At 72.4% G+C, this 20,879-nt stretch carries 17 protein-coding genes and 1 riboswitch; of the genes, 10 read left to right on the top strand and 7 right to left on the bottom strand.

Annotated elements, in window-relative coordinates; translation table 11 throughout:
* Positions 1-32: 32 nt before the first annotated feature.
* Positions 33-1,271 carry an APC family permease gene (locus ACIGJI_RS04985; protein ID WP_363445770.1) on the top strand — a complete coding sequence of 413 codons (1,239 nt, stop codon included), beginning with the start codon at positions 33-35 and terminating at the stop codon, positions 1,269-1,271.
* 6 nt (positions 1,272-1,277) lie between these two features.
* On the opposite strand, the gene ACIGJI_RS04990 is transcribed toward ACIGJI_RS04985, so the two are convergent.
* A complete protein-coding gene (locus ACIGJI_RS04990; protein WP_363445768.1) occupies positions 1,278-2,057 on the bottom strand; it encodes a helix-turn-helix domain-containing protein in 780 nt (259 codons plus the stop codon).
* Positions 2,058-2,150: 93 nt separating this feature from the next.
* On the opposite strand from ACIGJI_RS04990, the gene ACIGJI_RS04995 reads away from it, so the two are divergent.
* The gene (locus ACIGJI_RS04995) at positions 2,151-2,738 is read left to right on the top strand and encodes a VOC family protein (RefSeq protein WP_363445766.1); all 588 of its coding nucleotides are present in this window, start codon (positions 2,151-2,153) and stop codon (positions 2,736-2,738) included.
* Here the strand turns inward: ACIGJI_RS04995 and ACIGJI_RS05000 are convergent.
* The 4 genes from ACIGJI_RS05000 to nhaA all read right to left on the bottom strand — a co-directional run bounded on the left by ACIGJI_RS05000 (position 2,648) and on the right by nhaA (position 6,678).
* Positions 2,648-3,451, bottom strand: coding sequence for an SGNH/GDSL hydrolase family protein (locus ACIGJI_RS05000; RefSeq protein WP_363445764.1), 804 nt, complete (start codon positions 3,449-3,451; stop codon positions 2,648-2,650). The genes ACIGJI_RS04995 and ACIGJI_RS05000 overlap by 91 nt on opposite strands.
* 60 nt (positions 3,452-3,511) lie before the next feature.
* Entirely contained in the window at positions 3,512-4,762 is a 1,251-nt protein-coding gene (hisS, locus tag ACIGJI_RS05005; protein WP_363445975.1) for a histidine--tRNA ligase, read from the bottom strand.
* A 67-nt stretch (positions 4,763-4,829) separates the two neighbouring features.
* Positions 4,830-5,492, bottom strand: coding sequence for a MazG family protein (locus ACIGJI_RS05010; RefSeq protein ID WP_259952124.1), 663 nt, complete (start codon positions 5,490-5,492; stop codon positions 4,830-4,832).
* 19 nt (positions 5,493-5,511) lie between these two features.
* Positions 5,512-6,678 carry a Na+/H+ antiporter NhaA gene (nhaA, locus tag ACIGJI_RS05015; RefSeq protein ID WP_259952122.1) on the bottom strand — a complete coding sequence of 389 codons (1,167 nt, stop codon included), beginning with the start codon at positions 6,676-6,678 and terminating at the stop codon, positions 5,512-5,514.
* A gap of 174 nt (positions 6,679-6,852) precedes the next feature.
* On the opposite strand from nhaA, the gene ACIGJI_RS05020 reads away from it, so the two are divergent.
* Together ACIGJI_RS05020 and gdhA are read left to right on the top strand one after the other, a co-directional pair.
* Positions 6,853-9,519, top strand: coding sequence for a phosphoenolpyruvate carboxylase (locus tag ACIGJI_RS05020; protein ID WP_396667019.1), 2,667 nt, complete (start codon positions 6,853-6,855; stop codon positions 9,517-9,519).
* Positions 9,520-9,650: 131 nt separating this feature from the next.
* Positions 9,651-11,021: an NADP-specific glutamate dehydrogenase gene (gene gdhA, locus ACIGJI_RS05025; protein ID WP_363445760.1), complete on the top strand. Its 1,371-nt coding sequence runs from the start codon at positions 9,651-9,653 to the stop codon at positions 11,019-11,021.
* 74 nt (positions 11,022-11,095) lie between these two features.
* Here gdhA and ACIGJI_RS05030 read toward each other — a convergent pair whose 3' ends face one another.
* Together ACIGJI_RS05030 and mfd are read right to left on the bottom strand one after the other, a co-directional pair.
* Positions 11,096-11,692: a gamma carbonic anhydrase family protein gene (locus ACIGJI_RS05030; protein WP_025103909.1), complete on the bottom strand. Its 597-nt coding sequence runs from the start codon at positions 11,690-11,692 to the stop codon at positions 11,096-11,098.
* A gap of 145 nt (positions 11,693-11,837) precedes the next feature.
* Positions 11,838-15,404, bottom strand: coding sequence for a transcription-repair coupling factor (mfd, locus tag ACIGJI_RS05035; RefSeq protein WP_363445758.1), 3,567 nt, complete (start codon positions 15,402-15,404; stop codon positions 11,838-11,840).
* Between the two features lie 142 nt (positions 15,405-15,546).
* Between mfd and ACIGJI_RS05040 the strand changes: the two genes are divergently transcribed.
* From ACIGJI_RS05040 to ribH, 6 genes are all read left to right on the top strand, one after another.
* On the top strand, positions 15,547-16,110 hold the full coding sequence (locus ACIGJI_RS05040; protein WP_363445756.1) for a GNAT family protein: 564 nt from the start codon (positions 15,547-15,549) through the stop codon (positions 16,108-16,110).
* A 48-nt stretch (positions 16,111-16,158) separates the two neighbouring features.
* Positions 16,159-17,022 carry an Fpg/Nei family DNA glycosylase gene (locus tag ACIGJI_RS05045; protein ID WP_187663563.1) on the top strand — a complete coding sequence of 288 codons (864 nt, stop codon included), beginning with the start codon at positions 16,159-16,161 and terminating at the stop codon, positions 17,020-17,022.
* 66 nt (positions 17,023-17,088) lie between these two features.
* A riboswitch (FMN riboswitch) is annotated at positions 17,089-17,233 on the top strand.
* A gap of 66 nt (positions 17,234-17,299) precedes the next feature.
* On the top strand, positions 17,300-18,358 hold the full coding sequence (ribD, locus tag ACIGJI_RS05050) for a bifunctional diaminohydroxyphosphoribosylaminopyrimidine deaminase/5-amino-6-(5-phosphoribosylamino)uracil reductase RibD (RefSeq protein ID WP_363445754.1): 1,059 nt from the start codon (positions 17,300-17,302) through the stop codon (positions 18,356-18,358).
* A complete protein-coding gene (locus ACIGJI_RS05055; RefSeq protein WP_363445752.1) occupies positions 18,358-19,080 on the top strand; it encodes a riboflavin synthase in 723 nt (240 codons plus the stop codon). Before ribD ends, ACIGJI_RS05055 begins: the two co-directional genes overlap by 1 nt.
* Entirely contained in the window at positions 19,077-20,345 is a 1,269-nt protein-coding gene (gene ribA / locus ACIGJI_RS05060; RefSeq protein ID WP_187663560.1) for a GTP cyclohydrolase II, read from the top strand. Before ACIGJI_RS05055 ends, ribA begins: the two co-directional genes overlap by 4 nt.
* Positions 20,342-20,815: a 6,7-dimethyl-8-ribityllumazine synthase gene (gene ribH / locus ACIGJI_RS05065; protein ID WP_025103903.1), complete on the top strand. Its 474-nt coding sequence runs from the start codon at positions 20,342-20,344 to the stop codon at positions 20,813-20,815. Before ribA ends, ribH begins: the two co-directional genes overlap by 4 nt.
* The last annotated feature ends 64 nt before the right edge of the window (positions 20,816-20,879 follow it).

Here is a 20,879-nt window from a genome sequence, read left to right on the forward strand (position 1 = left end):
CGCCGTTCACCCCGGCGTGGGACGATGACCGGATGCCCCTCGCCCGCCGCCTGACGCTGCCGGACGCCGTAGCGATCGGCCTCGGATCGATGATCGGCGCCGGCGTGTTCGCGGTCTGGGGTCCGGCCGTCGACGTCGCCGGAAACGCGACGCTCGTCGCCCTCGCGATCGCCGCCGCGGTCGCCTACGCGAACGCCACCGCCTCCGCGCAGCTCGCCGCTGTGCACCCGGTCGCCGGCGGCACGTACGCCTATGCGCGGGCGGAGATCGGACCGTGGTGGGGCTTCGTCGCCGGATGGAGCTTCGTGATCGGCAAGATCGCGAGCTGCGCCGCCATGGCCATGACCTTCGCCGCCTACGCCGCGCCGGCGGGATGGCAGACCCCCGTCGCCGTGATCGCCGTGGCCGCCCTCGCGGTCGTGAACTGCCTGGGCGTGACCCGGACGGCGCTGGCGACCCGCATCCTCGTGGCGTGCTCCCTCCTCGGGCTCGCGGTCGTGGTGGCGGTCGGCTTCGGCGCCGCCCCGACCGCCTCGCCCGCACCGCTGCCTGACGCGACCGTCTACGGGGTGCTGCAGGGCGCCGGACTGCTCTTCTTCGCCTTCGCGGGCTACGCCCGGATCGCGACGATGGGTGAGGAGGTGGTGGACCCCGCGCGGACGATCCCGCGCGCGATCGTGCTCGCTCTCGGCGGTGCCGTCGTCGTCTACGCGCTCGTGGGCCTCGTGGTGCTCCTCGTCCTCGGCGGCGACGCGCGGGGAGCGGCCGCGCCTCTGGCCGACGTCCTCACCGCGGCCGGCTGGTCGGCGTTGGCCCCCGTGGTGCGGATCGCCGCGGCGGCCGCCTCCCTCGGCGCGCTGCTCGCCCTGCTCACCGGCATCGGCCGCACGACGCTCGCCATGGCGCGGGAAGGCGATCTCCCTCGGGTCCTCGCCCGTATCGACGACCGGCACCAGGTGCCGCGCCGTGCCGAGATCACCCTCGCCGTCATCGTGATCGGGCTGGTGCTCGTGGGAGACCTCCGGGAGGTGATCGGGTTCTCGTCCTTCGGCGTGCTGCTGTACTACCTCATCGCGAACGCCGCCGCGTTCCGCCAGCAGGGGGCCGCCCGACGCTACCCGCGGATGCTGCAGGTGGGAGGAGCGCTCGGCTGTCTCGTGCTGGTGAGCACGCTCCCCGTCCTCGCCTCGCTCCTCGGCACAGGCGTCGTGCTGCTCGGCATCGCCGGACGGGCCCTGCGGATGCGGTGGCCGCAGCGCGGGCGGCCCTGATCGGTCTCAGCCGGAGACACCCGCGCGATAGTCGCGGGGTGGCAGACCGAGGACGGCCGCGAAGTCGCGCGTGAGATGGGCGTGGTCGGCGTACCCCAGCGCGGCGGCGAGCGACGTCAGATCCGTCTCCGGCTCCTCGCGGAGACGCTGTGCCGCCTCCTGCGACCGGCGGCGGCGGATGATCGCGCCCGGCGAGAGCCCGACGGTGCGGTGCGTGAGCCGCTGCAGCGTGCGCACCGAGACCGCGAGTCGGGTCGCCGCCTCCTCCGGAGTCAGCGCCGCCCCCTCCCCCAGCAGCACGTCGAGCATCGCGTTGGCCTGCCGCCCCACCGCGCCGACCGGGCCGACGCGCTGAGACAGCCACGCGGAGAAGACCGCGACGGCGCGCTCCCGTCGCCCGGGCTGTGACCGCATCGCCGCCGTCACCCCCTCGTGCAGATCGGGCGCGTCGAAGGACCGCTCCGCGTCGATCAGCCCCGGCGCGTCGTCGGTGAGGGCCACGACGACCGCCGGGCGCAGGAGAGCGCCGACAGCCCACCCCGACCCCCGCAGCTCCCTGGTCGACGCCCGTGTCGTGGCGCCCGAGATCGACACGCCCTCGGGGGCGACGACGAGGTTGACGGCCGGATACGCGACGATCTCCTGCCGGGACACCTCGCCCTCCGGAAGGCTCCACTCCGGGATCCAGAACCAGGCGACGAGCGCGGCGGCGTCTTCGGGCGGGGGCAGCCGATGGAACGCGGGCAGCCGCGCGGGGTAGAGCACTCCGCGCGTCCGGTCCACCATGGCCCCCAGCGTAGAGCGCGCCACCGACGTGTCGTCGAGGACGTGTCGCGGATCTTCAAGCGGCTGTCGCCCTCCCCGTCCTACCGTGGCGACATGACGGATCAGACACCTCCGGCCGGCGTGACCGGCGCGCACACGACCGACGGCCGCCCCCACAGCGCGACCTCGCTGACCCCCTTCCTCGCGATCCCCGACGCCGCTCGCGCCGTGGAGTTCTACCGGGACGTCTTCGGCGCCCGCGTGGTCGACGTCACGGAGTTCGGCGGCACCGTCGCGCACGCCGACCTCGACTTCGGACTCGGTCGGCTCCAGCTCGGCGAGCCCAGTCCCGAATATCACCTCGTGCCCGCTCCCTCCGGCGACGACGACTGCTATTCGATGGGCCTCTACGTCCCGGATGTGGACGCCGTCGTCGCGCGCGCCGTCGCGGCGGGGGGCGACCGTCCGCGAGGCGCCGTCCCTGTTCGTCTCCGGCGACCGCTACGCGAGCATCCGCGACCCGTTCGGCGTGCGGTGGTCGATCATGACGCGCGTGGAGGATCTGTCCGACGAGGAGAGCGCCCGACGGGTGGCCGCGTGGGCTGCCTCCTTCACTGCGGCACCGGAGGGCGCCGAGAGCTGAAAGCGGCCACGGCGGAGCGCTCGACCGCGGGCAGCAGCGCCTCCGCGGTGCGGCGGTAGCCGAGGGCGCTCGGATGGAAGCGGTCGAGGCTGAACATCTCCTCGGGCTCGTCGAAGAACATCGGCCCCACGGCGCGCCGCAGGTCGACCGTTTCCGCGCCCTCTCGGCCTGCCGCCTCCGCCTGCACCTCGGCCAGCCGCCGGGACAGACCGGAGGCGATGCGGCGCAGCGGCTGGGGCACGGCACGCAGGGCGCCGAGGTCGGGGCAGGTGCCGACGACGACGCGGGCGCCGAGCGCGTGCAGGCGGACGATGGCCTCGCGCAGATGCCGTGCCGACTCCGCGGGCGGGAGGCGGTGGGTGACGTCGTTTCCGCCGACCACGATCACGGCGACGTCGGGGCGATAGTCCGTGGGGAGGCGGGAGATCTGCCCGGCGAGATCCCGCGACTCCGCGCCCACGACCGCGGCGGTGCGCAGCCGCACCGGACGCCCGAGTCGGCGTGCCGTCGCCTTCGCGAGCCGCGCCCCGAGGGTCTCCTTCCGCCGTGCCGCTCCCAGGCCGGCAGCGAGGGAGTCGCCCAGCAGCAGGAGGTCGAGCGGCTCGCCCTCGAGCCCTGGGCGCCAGACACGGTCGGCGTCGAGCGACTGCTCCCCCAGCGGCTTCCCGATGCGCCGGCGCGCGACGGCGGCCTGCCGGTCGAGGACCGTGCGGGCGCCCACGAGCAGGGCCGCGGCGAGCGCGATGACGGTGAGGAGAGGCAGGCGGCGCACGGCCCGATTCGAGCCGACCGCCGTGAACGCCCGGTGAACGCGTCTTCCGACGGGGGCGACTCAGGCCAGCGTCTTGACCTCGAGCTCGTCGTCTCCCGGTCGCACGCTCGCGAAGTGCGTGTACCCGTCCGCCGCCGACCGTTCCAGCAGCGCCTTGAGGTTCTTCGTCCGCTGCTCGAGTCGCACCCGCGCGCCCTTGGCGACGAGAGCCGTCTTGTGCGCCACGAGCTCCGCCACGGGGACGGCGGCGTCGTGGACGAGCACGATGGCCTGCGCGGCGGTCGCCGGATCCGTCGAGACGAGGTCGACCAGGCGCTCGAAGCCGAGGGAGAAGCCCACCGCGGGGACCTCCTGCTGCAGGAACCGGCCGATCATGCCGTCGTACCGTCCACCGCCGCCGAGCGAGTACGTCACGGAGGGGTGCGCGAGCTCGAAGATGGTCCCCGTGTAATAGCCCATGCCCCGCACGAGGAAGGGGTCGAACACGAGAGGGATGTCGTCCTGCCCGCGCCCCGCCGCGACCGCCTCGCCGATGCCGACGAGGTGGGCGACGAGCTCGTCCGGCGCGCCGTCCGGGAGCGCCTTGCGGATCTGGCTGTCGCCGAACGGGTGGTACTCGAGCGTCTGCGGGCGACCGAGGAAGGCCTGGAACGCGTCGACCGCCGTGGCCGTCGCCCCCCGCTCGCGGAGCTCGGCGGCCACGCCCTCCGGTCCGATCTTGTCGAGCTTGTCGATCGTGATCAGCACCTGCGGGCGCTCGTCCTCGGTGAAGCCGAAGTGCTCGAGCATCCACTCCAGGACGCGGCGGTCGTTGATCCGCACGCTCGCGCCCTCCAGACCCAGCGCGTCGACGGTGTCGAGCGAGGCCGCCAGCAACTCGGCCTCCGCGCGCGCCGACGCGTCGCCGATGATGTCGATGTCGCACTGGACGAACTGGCGGTAGCGCCCCTTCTGCGGGCGCTCGGCCCGCCACACGGGCCCGATCTGGATGGACCGGAAGACACCGGGGAGCTGCCCGCGGTTGCTCGCGTAGAAGCGGGCGAGCGGCACTGTCAGGTCGTAGCGCAGGCCGAGATCGGAGAGCTCGGCGGGGTCATCGGCAGCGGCGCGGATGGCCTCCGCATCCAGGCCGCGGCGCAGGATGTTGAACGACAGCTTCTCGTTGTCGCCGCCGATGCCGGCATGCAGCCGGTCGTACTCCTCGACCACGGGGGTCTCGATCTCATCGAATCCGTGCGCGCGATAGCGGTCGCGGATGACGGAGAGCACCCGCTCACGGCGGGCCTTGTCGGCGGGGAGGAAGTCGCGCATGCCGCGCGGCGCGTTCACAGTAGCCACCCGTCCATCTTCCCAGGTCGGCGGCGGTGTCCGCGTCGCGTCAGCCGGCCTCGGCGGCACGGACCTCGTCCTCCAGGCGCGTCAGCCGTTCCCGGAGCGCGCGCTCCGCGTCCCAGCCCTCGGCCCTGGCGGTGTCCACGAGTGCGAGCAGGGCATCGCCGAGTTCCTCCTCCGAAGACGGGCGCAGGGCGGACGGATGCGTGGGCACCACGCCGGCACCGGCGGCACGGCCCGACATCTTCTGGGCGCGGGCGAGGGCCGGCATCGCGCGCGGGATCCCGTCGAGCACGCTGCGGCGGGTGCGCTTCTCCGCCGCCTTCGCCGCGGTCCAGTGCACGAGCACCTCCTCCGGCGTCTCCGCGACCTCGTCGCCGAACACGTGCGGGTGCCGCCGCACCATCTTCTCGGTGAGCGTGCGGGCCACATCGTCGATGTCGAAGGGGTCGTCCGGATCCTGCGCCGCGATGGCGGCGTGGAAGAGCACCTGCCACAGCAGATCGCCGAGTTCCTCGCGGAGGTCGGCGCGAGACCCGTCCTCGACCGCGTCGATCACCTCGTGGGACTCCTCGATGAGGTACGGCACGAGATCGCGATGCGTGATGCGCTGCGACCACACGCACCGCTCCCGCACCGTGCGCATGGTCTCCGCGGCCGCACGCAGCGGATCATCGATGCCCTCGGGTCCTCGCTGCTCGCTGGTCATGCTTCCTCCGGACTCCGGCTCACGCGGGAATGGGCGCAGCGCGACGGTACCACCGGGCGCGCAGGGTGACGACGATGCCGGACAGGATGAGCGCGAGCAGCGAGCCCACGAGGACGCCGAGGATCGCCTGGTCCCGGATGACCGCATCGCCCTCGAACGCGAGGTTCGCGAGCAGGAGCGAGACGGTGAACCCGATACCGCCCAGGGCGCCAGCGGCGACGATGTCCGCGAAGGGCAGAGCCGGGTCGGCGCCCTTCGGCCGGATGCGCATGGCGAGCCAGCCGAACAGGGAGATGCCGATGATCTTCCCGACCGGCAGCGCTACGACGATCGCCCAGAACGCCGGGGACAAGGCCGTCGGCGAGACCGCCGGGATCACGACGAACGCCGCCACGAACGCGAACAGCGGCAGGATCGCCCCGTTCACGGTCGGCTCCAGCGCATGCCGGGTGCGTCCGGCGGGTACCGGCGCCATGACGAGGCCGAGCATCACGCCGGCGATGGTCGCGTGGATGCCGGACGAGGCGACGAGGCCCCACGTGACGACGCCGACGACGGCCATCGCGACAGCGACGAGTGTGTGGCCGGTCGCATGCAGCAGGCGGCTCAGCAACCAGAACACGGCCACCCCGACGATCGCGAGACCGAAGAGGAGCCACTGCACGTCGTGCGCGAAGAGCACCGCGATGAAGATGATGCCGATGATGTCGTCGAGGATCGCAAGGGCCAGCAGGAACACCCGCACCCGGGAGGGCAGGCCGCGACCGAACATCGCCAGCACGCCGAGGGCGAAGGCGATGTCGGTGGCGGTCGGGATCGGCCAGCCCGACGCCGTCTCCGGCCCGCCCGCGATCAGCAGGTACACGAGGATCGGCACGAGCACGCCGCCGGTCGCCGCGATGGCCGGCTGCACAGCCTTCCGCGGGGAGTCGAGCTCGCCGTGGGTGAGCTCGTGCCGCAGCTCGATCGCCACGACGAGGAAGAAGATCGCGAGCAGGCCGTCCGACACCCAGTGCGCGATCGAGAGGTCCAGCGCCGTCCCCGGGACCGCGAGATGCGTCTCCAGCAGTCCGGCGATCGCGTCGTGCGTGGGCAGGTTCGCGAAGAGGAGGCCGAGGCCGGCGGCCACGAGCAGGAGGACGGCGGGGAACTGCTGCCCGCGGAGGGGGTTCGCTGTGATGCGCATCCCGTCCATCGTAGGCCGGGATGTCACACGGTCGTCATGCGTGCGGGACACCCCGATCCACCCGGCTACTCTCGGAGGGTGACCCCCGATTCCCCCGCTTTCTCCGAGCCGACGCCCACCGAGGCCATCCGCGTGATCGGTCGTTTCGAAGCCGGTCGCGGCATCCCCGATGCCATGCGCTCCGACGTGCGGATGCTGGGCCAGCTCCTCGGCCAGGTGCTCCGCGAAGCCGGCGGCGACGACCTCTTCGAGGACGTCGAGCGCCTGCGCCTCGCGACGATCCAGGCCTACGAGGACCACAGCTCCGACGCGTTCGACCGCGCCGCGGCGATCGCCGACTCCTTCACGATCGCCCGCGCCGACGAGGTCGCCAGGGCGTTCACCTGCTACTTCCACCTCGTGAACCTCGCCGAGGAGCACCAGCGCGTGCGCGTGCTCCGGGAGCGGGCGGGACAGCCGAGCCCTTCGACAGGCTCAGGCCCTTCGACAGGCTCAGGGACCCAGGGGGGCTCGGGCCCTTCGACAGGCTCAGGGACCCAGGCGACGGACACGGTCGCGGGGGCGTACGCGCGGTTGCGCGAGGAGGTCGGCGACGACGAGGCTCGCCGGCGTCTGGACGGCCTGCGCTTCCACCCGGTCTTCACGGCGCACCCGACCGAGGCCCGTCGACGCGCCGTCTCGTCGAGCATCCGCCGCCTCTCCGAGCTGCTCACCCAGCACGACGCGGCGAGCGCCGGCGGCTCCGAGGAGCACCGGGCCCGCCGCCGGATGCTCGAGGAGATCGACACCCTCTGGCGGACGGCGCCGCTGCGGGCACAGAAGCCCTCCCCGACCGACGAGGTGCGCACCGTCATGGGCGTCTTCGACGAGACGCTGTTCACCACGGTCCCGCACGTCTACCGCCGCATCGACGACGCCCTCCGCGGCGAGGAGTCCGGCGCCAGCGCTCCGGTCGTCCCCGCGTTCGTGCGTATCGGCTCCTGGGTCGGCGGCGACCGCGACGGCAACCCGTTCGTCACGGCCGCCGTGACCCGTGAGGCGTCGCAGATCGCCTCCGACCACGTGCTCCGCGGGCTCGAGCGGGCACTCGACCGGATCGGCCGCACTCTCACGCTCGCCGCCGACGACACCCCGCCCAGCACCGACGTCATCGCGCTCTGGGAGCGTTTCGCGGCCGCGGAGCCGGCGGTCGCCGACGAACTCGCAGCCCGCTCGCCCGACGAGCCGCACCGCCGCGTCGTCCTCGTCATGGCCCGCCGCGTGGCGGCCATCCGCCGCGGAGACGACGAGGGCTACACCGGTCCCGAAGAGCTGCTCGCGGAGCTGCGCGCCGTGCAGTCCTCCCTCGTCGCCGCCGGAGCCCGCCGCCACGCCTTCGGGGGCGTGCAGCACCTGATCTGGCAGGTCGAGACCTACGGCTTCCACCTCACGGAGCTCGAGGTGCGCCAGCACTCCCAGGTGCACGCGAAGGCTCTGGCCGAGTTGGAGGCCGGTGGGGCGATCAGCACGCAGACGGAGGAGGTGCTGGAGGTGTTCCGCGCGATCGCGGACATCCAGCGCGACCGGGGGCTTCGCGCCGCGGGCCGCTACGTCGTCTCCTTCACACAGGCGGCCTCCGACCTCGCGAACGTGCACCGCCTCGCCCGCCACGCGCTCGGCGACGACGCCCCGGTGCTCGACGTCGTGCCCCTGTTCGAGACCTTCGCCGACCTCCAGGCGGCCCCGGAGATCCTCGCGGAGGCCGTCACCTTCCCCGAGTTCCGCGAGCGGATGGCCGCAACAGGGAACCGGCTGGAGGTCATGCTCGGCTACTCCGACTCCTCCAAGGACGTCGGGCCCGTCGCCGCGAACCTGGCGCTGTACACGGCGCAGGAGAAGATCGCCCGCTGGGCGCAGGAGTCCGGCATCGAACTGACCCTCTTCCACGGCCGCGGCGGTGCGCTCGGCCGCGGCGGCGGCCCCGCGAACTCGGCGATCCTCGCGCAGCCCCCGCACTCGGTCGACGGCCGGTTCAAGCTCACCGAGCAGGGCGAGGTCATCTTCGCCCGCTACGGCGAGCCCGCGATCGCGATGCGGCACATCGACCAGGTCGCCGCGGCGACGCTGCTCGCCTCGTCCCCCACGGTCGAGGAACGCACCAGCAGCGCAGCAGCCCGCTACGCCGATGTCGCCGCGACCATGGACGCCGCCTCGCGCGAGCGGTTCTTCGCGCTCGTCAAGGCCGAGGGCTTCGCCCCGTGGTTCGCCACCGTGACCCCGATGGAGGAGATCGGCCTGCTCGCGCTCGGCTCGCGACCCGCCCGCCGCGGCCTCTCGGTCGAGTCGCTGGAGGACCTCCGGGCCATCCCCTGGGTGTTCGCGTGGACGCAGGCCCGCATCAACCTCGCCGGCTGGTTCGGGCTCGGCACCGCGCTCGAGGCCGTCGGCGACGAGGAGCTGCTGGCGGAGGCCTACCGCGAGTGGCCGCTGCTGCGCACGATGGTCGACAACGTCGCGATGAGCCTCGCCAAGACCGACGAGCGCATCGCCCGGCAGTACCTCGCCCTCGGCGACCGCGACGACCTCGCCGCCCTGGTGCTCGACGAGCTCGCGCTCACCCGCCGCTGGGTCATCCGCCTCACCGGTGGCGAGGGCCTGCTGGAGAACAAGCCCGTGCTGCAGCGGGCCGTGCAGCTGCGCAGCCCGTACGTCGACGCCCTCTCGCTCCTGCAGCTGCGGGCGCTCCGCGCTCTCCGGTCGGCACCGGAGCAGCCGGAGGGCTCGGGGGCCGACGCCGAACAGCAGCGCCTGCTCCTCCTGTCCGTCAGCGGGGTCGCCGCCGGCCTCCAGAACACCGGGTGACCCGAGCCTCCCGCCGCGTGCGCGGAGGCCCTCGTCGCCGACGCTAGAGTGAAACCTCCGCCTCACCCGGCTCTGCTTTCGCGCGCGACACGATCGCCCGCACCCCATCCCCCATCAGAAAGCCCTCCCGCGTGACCGTCACCACCCCCACCGACTTCCACCCGCTCGCCGACTCCGTGCAGCCCGTCTTCGACACGGTGCTGGCCCGCAGCCCGCACGAGCCGGAGTTCCACCAGGCCGTCCACGAGGTGCTGCACTCCATCGCCCCGGTGCTGGAGCGCCACCCGGAATACGTGGACGGCGGGATCCTGGAGCGCCTGGTCGAGCCGGAGCGGCAGATCATGTTCCGCGTGCCGTGGGTCGACGATGCCGGGAAGCTGCAGGTCAACCGCGGGTACCGCATCCAGTTCTCCTCCGTGCTCGGCCCGTACAAGGGCGGCCTGCGGTTCCACCCGTCGGTCAACCTCTCGATCATCAAGTTCCTCGGCTTCGAGCAGATCTTCAAGAACGCGCTCACCGGTCAGGGCATCGGCGGCGGCAAGGGCGGCTCCGACTTCGACCCGCACGGGAAGTCCGACGCCGAGGTCATGCGGTTCTGCCAGTCGTTCATGAACGAGCTCTACCGGCACCTCGGCGAGCACACCGACGTCCCCGCGGGTGACATCGGCGTCGGCGGCCGCGAGATCGGCTACCTCTTCGGCCAGTACCGCAAGGTCACCAACCGCCACGAGTCCGGCATGTTCACGGGCAAGGGCACCGGCTGGGGCGGCGCCGAGGTGCGGACGGAGGCCACGGGCTACGGCGCGGTGTTCTTCGCGCAGGAGATGCTCGGCGTGCACGGCGACTCCCTCGACGGCAAGCGCGTCGGCATCTCGGGCTCCGGCAACGTGGCGATCTACGCGATCCAGAAGGCCGCCCAGCTCGGCGCGACCGCGGTCACGGCGTCCGACTCCTCCGGCTATGTCGTCGACGACGCGGGCATCGACCTCGATCTGCTGCGTCAGCTCAAGGAGGTCGAGCGCGCCCGCATCGTCGAGTACGCGAACCGCCGCCCCAGCGCCCGCTTCGTGGAGAGCGGCAGCGTGTGGGACGTGCCCGTGGACATCGCGGTGCCCTCCGCCACGCAGAACGAGGTCAGCCTCGCCGATGCGGAGGCCCTCATCGCGAACGGCGTGCGTGCCGTGTCCGAGGGCGCCAACATGCCGTGCGTCCCCGAGGCCGTCGAGGCCTTCCAGAAGGCGGGCGTGCTGTTCGCCCCGGGCAAGGCAGCGAACGCGGGCGGTGTCGCGACCTCCGCGCTGGAGATGAGCCAGAACGCCTCGCGGCAGCGCTGGAGCTTCGGCGACAGTGAGAACAAGCTCCGCGAGATCATGGGCGACATCCACCGTGCCGCCTTCGAGGCCGCCGAGCGTCACGGAGTCCCCGGCGACTACGTGGCCGGCGCCAACATCGCCGGCTTCGAGCGCGTCGCTGCGGCGATGCTCGCCCAGGGCGTCATCTGACCCGGTTCGAATCGCCTGATTGGTCGTGAATCCGGCCGGAATGCGACCAATCGGACGATTCGAAGGGTGTGCGGTCAGACCTGGCGGTCGTCGGCGTGCCGCGCGAGGGAGCTGCCGTAGCGCTCCGTGAGCTGGACCATGAGGTCGGGAGTGTCCCGGTCGACGCCGAAGACGTGTCCGGGGAAGTCGAGCTCGGGCTGTGCCGCCGCGATCTCCGCGTCCCTGTCGGGTGAGAGCAGCTGCACGGGATCCCCCACCGCGACCCAGCCGATCGGCACCACCGTCCCCGACGGCAGCACGGCCCGGCGATGCACGATGGCGTTGACCCGCACCTCGCAGCGGTCCCCGACGAGCGCCCCGTTGAAGACCCGGGCCCCGGACGCGAAGAACACCTCCTCGCCCACGGTGGCCCCCGCGATGCTCGCCAGCGTGCCGACGAGGGTGTGCGCACCGATGTGCACGGCGTTGGCCGCGGTCGCCCTGATCAGCGCGTTCTCCATGACGATGACGTGCGCCCCGAGGGTGATGGGGCCGCCCTCCGCAGTGATGACGGCGCCGTGCAGCACCTGGCAGCCGGGTCCGAGCTCCACGTCGCCGGAGATGACGGCGGTGGGAGCGACGACGGCGGTGTCGTGGATGCGGGGGCGAGCCCCGAGGTGCTCGTACAACATGCGGCCAGACTAGCCCCCGGCGTCTGCGGCGTGCACGACTTCGGAGATCATCACCGACACGCCGGACCCGAGCCGCCGGCGACGGCGTGTCGTCCGCGGGCTCCGCAGTCGTGCACGGCGGAGGCGGCCGCGACCGCCGGCCGGGTCACTCGGGCTTGGCGGGCTCGGGGAAGATGGCGGTGAACAGCTGGTCGACCCAGGCGAGCAGCTCCGCGTCGGGCAGCGGCTCCACGCCCACGCCGACCGCGGCGGGCACCGTGGGCATCGGCACGACGAGAGCCTCCCCGCCGGAGACGAGCTTCGCCTTCGGATAGAGCCGCTGCAGCCGGACCTTGATCGAGTCCTCGAGGCGGGCGGGCGCGAGGCGCAGGTTCGAGCCCATGGCCACGACATCGGTGAGCCCGGCCCTGGCCGCCCGGCGCCGCAGTCGCGCGATCGACACGAGTCCGGTGACCTCGTCCGGCGGCGTGCCGTACCGGTCGACGAGCTCCTCCACCACGAGGTCGATCGCGTCGTCCTTCGCGGTCGCGGCTGAGGCGGCGGAGAGCTTCTGGTACGCCTCGAGCCGGAGGCGTTCGCTGTCGATGTAGTCCTCCGGGATGCGGGCGTCGAGCGGCAGCTCGAGTCGGAGCTCCTGCCCGGTCTCGACCTCCTCGCCCCGGAAGGTCGCGACGGCCTCGCCGATCATGCGCAGGTAGAGGTCGAAGCCGACCCCCGCGATGTGTCCGGCCTGCTCGGCGCCGAGGAGGTTGCCCGCACCGCGCAGCTCGAGGTCCTTGAGGGCGACCTGCATACCGGAGCCGAGGTCGTTGTTGACCGCGATGGTCTGCAGCCGGTCGGCCGCGGTCTCGCTCAGCGGCTTCATGTCGTCGTAGAGGAAGTACGCGTAGGCGCGCTCCCGTCCGCGACCCACGCGTCCGCGGAGCTGGTGGAGCTGGCTCAGACCGTACTTGTCGGCGCGGTCGATGATGATCGTGTTCGCGTTGGAGATGTCGAGGCCGGTCTCGATGATCGTGGTCGACACCAGGACGTCGAACTTGCGCTCCCAGAAGTCGTCAACGACCTGCTCCAGCGCGTGCTCGCCCATCTGGCCGTGCGCGACGGCGATCCGCGCCTCGGGGACCAGCTCGGCGAGCTCCGCCGCGACGCGCTGGATCGACTGCACGCGGTTGTGCACGAAGAAGACCTGGCCCTCGCGAAGGATCTCGCGGCGGATGGCGGCGGCGATCTGCTTGTCGCTGCGGGGCCCGACGAACGAGAGGATCGGGTGCCGATCCTCCGGCGGCGTGGCGAGGGTCGACATCTCGCGGATGCCGGTGACCGCCATCTCCAGGGTGCGCGGGATCGGGGTGGCGCTCATGGCGAGGATGTCGACGTTGGTCTTCATCTTCTTCAGCGCGTCCTTGTGCTCGACGCCGAACCGCTGCTCCTCGTCGATGATCATGAGGCCGAGGTCCTTGAACAGCACCTGGTCCGTGAGGATGCGGTGCGTGCCGATCACCATGTCCACGGAGCCGTCGAGCAGGCCCTGCAGGGTGAGCCGCGCCTCCTTGTCGGTCTGGAACCGCGACAGCGGCCGCACCTTGACCGGGAACCCGGCGAAGCGCTCCGTGAACGTCTCGAGGTGCTGCTTCACGAGCAGGGTCGTCGGGACGAGCATCGCCACCTGCTTGCCGTCCTGGATGGCCTTGAACGCCGCCCGGACCGCGACCTCAGTCTTGCCGAAGCCGACGTCGCCCGAGAGCAGCCGGTCCATCGGGATCGGCCGCTCCATGTCGGCCTTGATCTCGTCGATGGTCTGCAGCTGGTCGTGGGTCTCCGCGAACGGGAACGCCTCCTCCAGCTCGCGCTGCCAGGGGGTGTCAGGGCCGAAGGCGTACCCCTTGGCGCTCATCCGGGCGGAGTAGAGCTTGACGAGCTCGACGGCGATGTCGCGGACCGCCTTGCGCGCCTTGCCCTTGGCCTGCGCCCAGTCGCTGCCGCCCATCTTCGACAGCGTCGGGGCCTCGCCGCCGACGTACTTCGACAGGAGGTCGAGCTGGTCGGTGGGCACGTACAGCTTGTCGCCGGGGTAGCCGCGCTTGGACGGCGCGTACTCCAGCACGAGGTAGTCGCGGATCGACTTCGCGGCGTTGCGGCCGCCGGTGGAGACCTCGCGCTGGGTCATCTCGACGAACCGGCCGATGCCGTGCGTGGCGTGCACCACGAAGTCGCCCTGCTTGAGCTGCAGCGGGTCGACGACGTTCTTCCGACGGGACGCGAGCTTCTTGACGACGCGCTGGTCGCCGCCGATCGTGCGGCCGTAGAACTCGTTGTCGGTGAGGACGGCGAGCTTCGCCTCGGGCACCTGGAAGCCGGCCTCGACCCCGCCCACCGTGAGGGTCGCGACCCCCGGGTCCGGTGCGTCCGCGATCGACTCCACCACCCGGGCCGCGATGCCGCGGTCGGAGAGCACGTCGCGGGCACGGTCGACGAGGCCGTGTCCGGTCGCGAGGACGACCACCCGCCAGCCGTCGGCGACCTTCGCGTCGACGAAGGCGATCGCGCCGTCGACGTTGCCGTGGAAGGAGGGGATGACGGTGACCGCCTCGACGCTCTCCGCGGTCGCGTCGCCGATCCCGAAGGGGCTCAGGCGCCACCACACGCCGCCGCGGTCGCGGACGACCTCGCGCAGATCGGCGATGGTGAGGAAGTCGCCGGCGCCGAGGTCGATGGGGGCCGAGGCTCCCGAGGTCGCCGCGCTCCAGGCGGCGTCGAGGAACTCGCGGTTCGTCTCGCCGAGGGTGAGGGCGCGGGCGGTCGAGCGCTCCGGGTCGATGACGGCGGTCGCCGTGCCCTCGGGCAGGTACTCGACGAGCGACTTGAGGGGACCGGCGACCGCGGGCAGCAGCGACTCCATGCCCTCTACCGGGATGCCCTCGGCCATCTTCTCGAGCATGCCGCTGATGGCGGGGAAGCCCCCGATGAGCGCCCTGGCCCGCTCCCGCACCTCGGCGGTGAGCAGGAGCTCGCGGCTGGGCGGGAGGTCGACGCCTGGCACGTCGCCGGGCAGCGAGCGCTGGTCCGCCACGGAGAACGCGCGGATCTGATCGATCTCGTCGCCGAAGAACTCCACGCGGTACGGGTGTTCGGACGTGGGAGGGAAGACGTCGAGGATGCCGCCGCGGACGGCGAACTCGCCCCGTCGCGACACCATGTCGACGCGGGAGTAGGCCCGTTCCACGAGCTGCTCGGCGACGTGGTCGAGCTCGTTGCCGCGGCTGCCCACCGTCAGCTCCAGCGGCACGATGTCGCCGAGGTTCCCGGCGATGGGCTGGAGCGCGGCGCGCACGGAGGCGACGACCACGAGAGGGCGCTCCCCTGTCCATTCGGCGACGCGGCGTAGGGTCTGCAGTCGCAGGCCGACCGTGTCCGGGCTGGGGCTGAGGCGCTCGTGCGGCAGCGTCTCCCAGGCCGGGAAGGTGAGCACCTCGGCATCCGGGACGTAGGTCTCCAGGGCCTGCGCGACCGATTCCGCGCGGCGCCCCGTGGGCACCACGGCCAGCAGCGCCGCCGGGTGGCCGGCCGCCGCACGCTTGGCGAGCAGACCGGCGAGAACGGGCGCGTCGAGCCCGTCGACCAGGCCGAGGTCGGCGTCGGTGTGCGCCCAAGCGAGAGCGTCACGATACAGAGACGCCTCTTCCAAGGCGCGCAGAATCCCCGGAACAGTCACCGGACAAGCCTAATCGCGCCCACGGACACTGCGGTCGACTCTCCCTGTCCCACCCCTTTCCGTGCCTGCCACCCCGTTACGGACGCGCGGAAGGGGCCGGGGCGGACCGAAGGGGCCGGGTCGAGCGTCTTAGGCTGGAGGGATGCCTCCGGTCACCCTCACCACCGCACGACTCGTCCTCCACGCTCCGACGGAGGCCGACGTCGACGCGATCACCGAGGCCTGCCAGGACCCCGAGATCGGGCGGTGGACGACGGTGCCCGCCCCCTACTTCCGCCAGGACGCGGAGGACTTCGTCGCCCTCGTGGAGCAGTGGTGGGAGGACGGCTCGCAGACCGTCTGGGGTGTCTACGCCGACGACGTCCTCGTGGGCATGGTCGGCCTCCACCACATCGGGGAGCATCCGGCCGGGGGTCATGCCGAGCTCGGCTACTGGGTCGTCGCGGACGCCCGCGGCCGCGGCTACCTCGTCGAGGCCGCGCGCGCGGTGCTCGACTGGGGTTTCGCGGAGCTCGGCCTCGCCCGAATCCGCTGGCAGGCCGTCGTGGGCAACGTCCCCTCCGCCCGCGCCGCCCGCGCCCTCGGCTTCCGCTTCGAGGGCACCATGCGTCAGGGCCTCACCAGCCAGCGCGGTCGGGACGACGGCTGGCTCGCGGGGCTGCTGCGCGACGACGACCGGACGCCGGTGGAGTGGCCGGTGCTCTGAGCGCACGCCACGCGTGACAGCGTCGGACCCCGGTGACAGGATGGCTGCATGCCTGAGATGCCGGAGGTCGAAGGACTCGTCGCGTTCCTCGGCGAGCGCACCACCGGACGCACCATCACCCGTGCCTCCGTGGCCGCGATCGCCGCGCTGAAGACCTACGACCCGCCGATCTCGGCGCTGGAAGGCGCGTCGATCACCGGGGCGGAGCGCCGCGGCAAGTTCGTCGTGCTGTCCTGCGGGCCCGAGCTGCACCTCGTCTTCCACCTGGCGAAGGCGGGATGGCTGCGCTGGTACGACACCCTGCCCACCACGCTCCTCAAGCCGGGCAAGTCGCCCATCGCGCTGCGGATCGCCCTCGACGACGGCAGTGGCTTCGACCTGACCGAGGCCGGGACGAAGAAGTCGCTCGCCGTGTACGTCGTCCGCGACCCCGCCGAGGTGCCGGGTATCGCCCGCCTCGGCCCCGATCCGCTCGACCCGTCCTTCACCCGCGACGCCTTCGCCGCGCTGCTCGACGACCGCCGGATGCAGATCAAGGGGCTGCTCCGCGACCAGGGCGTCATCGCGGGTATCGGCAACGCCTACTCCGACGAGATCCTGCATGCAGCCCGCATGTCGCCGTATGCCATCGCCGGCACGCTGGACGACGCCGAGATCGACCGGCTGTTCGCGGCGATGCAGGAGACCCTCGCCGAGGCCGTCGCTGCTGCCGCGGGCAAACCTCCGGCCGACCTCAAGGACGCCAAGCGCCGCGGCATGCGGGTGCACGCCCGCCGGGGCGAGGCGTGTCCGGTCTGCGGCGACGAGGTGCGCAGCGTCTTCTTCGCCGACCGCTCGCTGGAGTACTGCCCCACCTGTCAGACCGGCGGCAAGGTCCTCGCCGACCGGCGACTGTCCCGCCTGCTCAAGTGAGGGCCGGCCACGGCCCCTGCCACGGAATGAAACGGGCGCAGACGCGTTGAGTACACTCAGAGCAGCAACGTGCTCCGGGGTCGGTGGGAATCCGAACCGGCGGTGACAGTCCGCGAGCGTTCCGAGTGATCGGGATGCCGATCCGGTGGAATTCCGGAACCGACGGTGATGCGAGGGACACCTCGCTAGTCCGGAAGGGAGGCAGCACGAGGCGCACGCGCGTGCGTCCGTTCCGCCAGCCTGCAGCGACCCCGAGCCGCAGAGAGGACGACGACGGATGGCAGTGACCGCGACAGAGCGCCGTGCGATGGATCGTGCGCTCGCCCTCGCGACCCGCGGCCCGCGCGGGGTCAACCCGCAGGTGGGCGCCGTGATCCTCTCCCCCGACGGCGAGGTGCTGGCCGAGGGCTGGCATCGGGGCTCCGGCACTCCGCACGCCGAGGTGGACGCCCTCTCGAAGCTCGCGCCGGGCGCTGCACGGGGCGCGACGGCGATCGTGACGCTGGAACCCTGCAATCACACCGGTCGCACCGGCCCCTGCGCGCTCGCGCTCATCGAGGCCGGCGTGACGCGGGTCGTCTACGCGCTCGACGACCCCGGTGAGGTCTCCGGCGGCGGCGCGGAGCGGCTGCGCGCCGCGGGCGTGAGCGTGGAGTCCGGCGAGCGAGCCACCGAGGCCCGCGCCGTGATCGGCGACTGGCTCACCGCGTCGCGCCTCGGCCGTCCGCACGTGACCGTCAAGTGGGCGCAGAGCCTCGACGGCAGGGCTGCGGCGGACGACGGTTCCAGTCAGTGGATCACCGGCCCGGAGGCCCGCGCCGACGTGCACCGGCGACGCGCCCAGGCCGACGCGATCGCGGTGGGTACCGGCACCGTGCTCGCCGACGACCCCGCGCTCACCGCCCGCGCCGGCGACGAGCTCCTGACGCACCAGCCCGTCCCGGTCGTGATCGGCACCAGACCCACCCCTGCGGATGCGGCGGTGCATCGTCATCCGCACACGCCGCTGTTCTTCGCCACGCACGACCTGTCGGCGGTCCTCGCCGAGCTGCATGCGCGCGGCATCCAGACGCTGTTCGTGGAGGGCGGCCCGACGCTCGCCAGCGCGTTCCTCTCCGCCGGGCTCGCGGACCGCGTGCTCGCGTACGTCGCCCCCGTCCTGCTCGGCGGGAGCCGCCTGGCCGTGACCGACGTCGGTGTCCGCTCGATCGACCAGGCACGTCGCCTCGTCGTGGACGAGTGGCTGCCGTTGGGTGCAGACCTGCTCGCGATCGCGCATCCTGCGGACGCGGACGACCCGGACCGCACCGGCCCGGAGAAGGAGGGAACCCTCTGATGTTCACCGGAATCATCGAGGAGATCGGCGAGATCACCGCCATCGCCGAGTCGGGCGACGGCTGGCGCCTCACGGTGCGCGCCCCGAAGGCCGCCGCCGACGCCGTGCACGGCGAGTCGATCGCGGTCTCCGGCGTCTGCCTGACCGTCGTCGGCTCCACCGCCGAGACCTTCGACGCCGACGTCATGAAGCAGACGCTCGACGTCGCGGCCCTCGGCGCAGCGACTGTCGGCACCAGGGTCAACATCGAGAAGGCGATGCCCGTGGGGGCGCGGCTCGGCGGGCACATCGTGCAGGGCCACGTCGACGGCACGGGCACCGTGCTCGAGGTGCGCCCCGGCGCGCAGTGGAGCGTCCTGCGCATCAGCCTTCCCGACGACCTCGCTCCGCTCGTCGTCGACAAGGGCTCCATCTCCGTCGACGGCACCTCGCTGACGGTGAGCGCGGTGAGCCCTGCGACCCCTTCGACAGGCTCAGGGACCCAGGAGGGCTCAGGGACCCAGGAGGGCTCAGGAACCCGGGAGGGCTCAGGGACCGAGGAGGGCGCGGGGACCCGGGGCGGGCACTGGTTCGAGGTGTCGCTCATCCCGGAGACCCTGGCGGCGACCACCCTCGGCACCCGCGCGGTCGGCGACCGCGTGAACCTCGAGACCGACATCCTCGCGCGGCACGTCGAGCGGCTGCTCGCATTCCGCGCCGCACCGGAAGGGGGCTCGCGATGAGCCTGGCAACCATCCCCGAAGCCCTGGAGGCGCTGCGCGCAGGACGCCCCGTGCTCGTGGCCGACGACGAGAATCGCGAGAACGAGGGCGACGTCGTCCTCTCCGCCGAACTCGCCACACCCGAGTGGGTCGCCTGGACCGTGCGCTGGTCCTCCGGGTTCATCTGCGCGCCGATGCCCACCGACCTCGCGGACAGCCTCAACCTCCCGCCGATGGTCGCGGCCAGCGAAGACGCGCGCTCCACCGCCTACACCGTCAGCGTCGACGCCGCGGAAGGGGTGACGACCGGGATCAGCGCCAGCGACCGCGCCCGCACCCTCAACGTGCTGGCGAACCCCGACTCGACGGCGACGAGCATCATCCGCCCCGGCCATGTGCTCCCGCTCCGGGCCGTGGACGGCGGCGTGCGCGAGCGCAGCGGTCACACCGAGGCCGCGGTCGAGCTCATGAAGCTCGCCGGCCTCCGGCCCGTCGGCGCGATCGCGGAGGTCGTCGCCGAGGACGGCAGCATGATGCGGCTTCCCGGGCTCCTCGAACTCGGCGCCCGCGACGGCGTGCCGGTCATCACGATCGAGCAGCTCATCGCACACCTCAACGAGATCGACCCGGAGGGGGCGACGCCGGCCGCCCAGCGCGGTCGCCGGGTGAGCCTCCGTGCCGACGCCACCGTGCCCACCGACCACGGCACGTTCCGCTTCCTGGCCTACAAGGACCGCGTCACCGGCACCGACCACATCGCGGTCGTATCGGGCGAGCCGACCGAGACTGCCCTCGTGCGCGTGCACTCGGAGTGCCTGACCGGCGAGGCGTTCGGATCCCAGAAGTGCGAGTGCGGCCCGCAGCTGGATGCCGCGCTGGACGCCATCGACCGCGAGGGCGGCATCGTCATCTACATGCGGGGACACGAGGGCCGGGGCATCGGTCTCATCAACAAGCTGCGCGCCTACAGCCTGCAGGAGGACGGCCTGGACACCGTCGATGCGAACCTGGCACTGGGCCTCCCGGCGGACGCCCGCGACTACGCGGCGGCGGCCGGGATCCTCACCGATCTGGGGGTCTCGAAGGTCCGGTTGCTCACCAACAACACCGACAAGGTGAACAAGCTGCGTGAGCTCGGCCTCGACGTCGTCGAGCAGGTGCCGCTGATCGTGGGCGTGGGTCCGAACAACCACCAGTACCTGGAGACCAAGCGCGACCGCATGGGCCACATCATCGGCGAAGCAGAGCTCGCCGAGGCCCTCGCGGCAGGAAAGGACGAGGAATGAGCGGCGCCGGAGCACCCAAGACGGGGAACATCGACGGGCGGGGGCTGGAGGTCGTCGTGATCGCCGGCACCTGGCACGAGGTGATCTCGAACGGCCTGATCGCCGGCGCCCAGCGGGTGCTCGACGAGGCCGGAGCGACGCATCGCCTGGTGCGGGTGCCCGGTTCGTTCGAGCTCGCCGTGGCCGCGCAGGCCGCCTTCGCGGGCGGTGCGGATGCGGTGGTCGCCCTCGGGGTCATCATCCGCGGCGGCACGCCGCACTTCGAGTACGTCTCGGCGGCGGCGACCGACGGCCTCACCCGCGTCTCCCTCGACGCCGGCAAGCCGGTCGGGTTCGGGCTGCTCACGCTCGACGACGAGAAGCAGGGACTGGACCGCGCGGGCCTGGAGGGCTCGAAGGAGGACAAGGGCGCGGAGGCCGCGGACGCGGCGCTGCGCACCGCCCTCGTGATCCGCGAGCTGCGCGGCTGAGCACGCTCACGCTCTGCGCCCGATCGCGGGCGCGAGGTCAGGCGTGCCTTGGTGGCGCGGAATG

This window comes from Microbacterium sp. NPDC064978 (assembly GCF_044543605.1).
Lineage (GTDB): Bacteria > Actinomycetota > Actinomycetes > Actinomycetales > Microbacteriaceae > Microbacterium > Microbacterium meiriae.